This window comes from Shigella sp. FC1567, from assembly GCF_001743015.1.
Taxonomy (GTDB): Bacteria; Pseudomonadota; Gammaproteobacteria; order Enterobacterales; family Enterobacteriaceae; genus Escherichia; species Escherichia coli.
The window spans coordinates 1-404 of sequence record NZ_MIIV01000414.1 but is presented as its reverse complement, the minus strand read 5'-3'; the positions used below and the strand labels follow the sequence as shown (position 1 = coordinate 404).

Below are 404 nucleotides of genomic sequence, written 5' to 3'. Positions count from 1 at the left end.
GCGCGGAAACTGCTGGGATAACAGCCCAATGGAACGCTTCTTCAGGAGTCTGAAGAACGAATGGATGCCGGTGGTGGGTTACGTAAGCTTCAGCGAGGCAGCTCACGCCATAACGGACTATATCGTTGGATATTACAGCGCACTAAGACCGCACGAATATAACGGTGGGTTACCCCCAAACGAATCGGAAAATCGATACTGGAAAAACTCTAACTCGGTGGCCAGTTTTTGTTGACCACTTCATGTCGCCATTGTTCGATTAACGCGTATTTTTCAGCGACTCCTGTGCAAAATACGCTGTTGCTTTTTTTAATATATCTCGCTCAAGGCGAGCTTCATTTAACGCCTTACGCAGTTGCAGAATTTCAGATTCCAGTTCAGCCACCGTGCGGGAACCAGGAGTA

At 48.0% G+C, this 404-nt stretch carries 1 protein-coding gene and 1 pseudogene; one reads left to right on the top strand and one right to left on the bottom strand.

Translation table 11 applies throughout. The features are described 5' to 3' along the window. The coding region (locus BHE85_RS18890; protein ID WP_146627965.1) for an integrase core domain-containing protein at positions 1-235 on the top strand (235 nt) is incomplete at its 5' end. Between the two features lie 4 nt (positions 236-239). Here the strand turns inward: BHE85_RS18890 and BHE85_RS18885 are convergent. Further along, a pseudogene (locus BHE85_RS18885) lies at positions 240-404 on the bottom strand (IS3 family transposase); the annotation flags it as partial.